Raw genomic sequence first — 2308 nt, forward strand, 5'->3', positions numbered from 1 at the left:
GACTCGAAATATTATAGGACAATAGCATGTCTGTCCACCACATATAAATTAGTAACCTCTATCCTGACGAACCGCACGTACTCCTTTCTCGAAGAAAACAACATCCTTCCATTGGAACAGAAGGGGTGCAGGAGAGGCTCCTATGGCTGCAAGGATCAGCTGCTCATAAATAAAATGATACTTGAAAATTGCACGAGACGGCGTAGAAATCTGAGCGCAGCATGGATAGACTACCGTAAAGCCTTTGATAGTTTACCACACTCTTGGATCCTTAAGACCTTGGAGATCTACAGAGTCTCGCCTGTGATAGTAAAGTTTCTTAAACACAGCATGGGAATGTGGAACACAACACTGTGCCTAAATCACACCAGAGGCACTGACATCTCAAATCGCCTCAATATCCGACGAGGAATTTTCCAGGGAGACTCCCTGTCACCCCTTCTGTTTTGTATGTCCTTAATCCCTCTTACAAATGAACTAAAAAGAAATAGCTACGGTTACAAGATAAACAAGAAAATTTTCAATCACTTACTTTACATGGATGATCTCAAACTCTTTGCCAAAGATGACAATGAGTTGAAAGGCCTCCTCAACATTGTAAAGTGTTTTAGTGACGATATATGTATGAACTTTGGATTAGATAAGTGCGCAAAAGTAGCTTTCAAGAAAGGTAGAATTATAGAATCACACCCAATAGATCTAGATTTTGCCACAAAAATTAGGGAACTAGAACAAGAAGAAGCATATAAGTATTTAGGCGTTAGCGAACGAAACGGAGTAAATCATACCCAAATGAAGGAGAAAGTAAGAAAGGAATACTACAGGCGTGTGCACTTGGTATTGAATACCGAGTTGAATTCCAAAAATAGAATATCAGCCATAAACACTTTAGCTGTCCCTGTGGTTCAATACAGCTTCAACATCCTTAACTGGACCATAGCTGACATCAAAAGAATGGACACCAAAACAAGAAAGCTCCTCACTTGCCACCGCATGCATCATCCCAAAGCTGATGTAGACCGCTTATATGTACCCAGACCCGAAGGAGGCAGAGGACTAGTTCAACTAGAACTGTCCTACAAAATTACAACAATCGGCCTCCAAAGATACCTGGAAACTGCAGAAGACTGGATGATGATATGCGTCAAAGAACATGAAAGTGGTAAGCGACTGTACTCAGTTATAAAGGAGGCTAACAAATTCAAAATGGACATCCACATGGATAAAGAAGAAATGCAAGTAAACCCCAATACACCGACTGAAGCTGCAAAATGCTTAAAAAAGAAAGCAAAGGCAATGGCAACTGACCAGGCACAGAAAAGATGGCAAGATAAACCACTTCACGGTCAATACCCTGCCCGAACCAAACAAGCTGATGTAGACAAACCCCGTACCCATCAGTGGCTACGAAGTGCAGGGTTAAAAGCTGAAACTGAAGGATTTATTCTTGCTGCACAGGACCAATGCTTGCTAACTAGAAATTATCAATCACACATACTGAAACAATCTGTTAGCCCCAAATGCAGATTCTGTGATAAATATCCAGAAACAATTGACCATCTTATTTCAGGCTGCACGGTACTGGCACCCACTGAATATAAAACTCGGCATGACAGAGTGGGCCAATATCTGCATTGGAAAATCTGCAACTTCTACGGAAAAGAAACTGCAAGAAATTGGTATGAACACCACCCGGATCCTGTTACCGAGATAGGACCTGTAACAATTTTATGGGACTTCACGATACACACAGACAGAACAATCAAAGCTAATCGCCCGGACATCGTGATTAGAGACCGCAAAGAAAAAAAGTGCCTCCTTATTGATATGGCAGTACCTGCAGACTGTAATGTATCTTTGAAGATCTTCAAAAAACTATCAAAATACAAGGACCTTGAAATAGAAATCTCAAAAATGTGGCACACGAGAACCTCAACAATCCCAGTTGTAGTTGGAGCTCTCGGATTGATTGGTAAAGACTCTAATAGACTCATTGAAGGGATCCCTGGGGGACCGTGCCTTAGAGAAATGCAAAAGATTGTTCTCACGAGTACAGCTCACACCTTACGAAGAGCTTTATCTATGTAAAATAACCCAAATGTTTCATTTTTTTTTGTACGGTGAAAATTGTCATGATGCCATTTCTGACCTTAGGTCTCTGGTCGGGACCCGGAAAGGAATGAGTATATACAGGAAATCAAAGGAAATAAATAAATAATAATAATAATAATAATAATAATAATAATAATAATAATAATAATAATAATAATAATAATAATAATAATAATAATAATAATAATAATGATAA

1 protein-coding gene is annotated in these 2308 nt (G+C 39.3%); it reads left to right on the forward strand.

The window, feature by feature from the left end; translation table 11 throughout:
- The coding region (locus tag ACVFVN_RS14610; RefSeq protein ID WP_456235852.1) for an RNA-directed DNA polymerase at positions 1 to 2088 on the forward strand (2088 nt) is incomplete at its 5' end.
- Positions 2089 to 2308: the final 220 nt, after the last annotated feature.

The organism is Soonwooa purpurea (genome assembly GCF_053891095.1).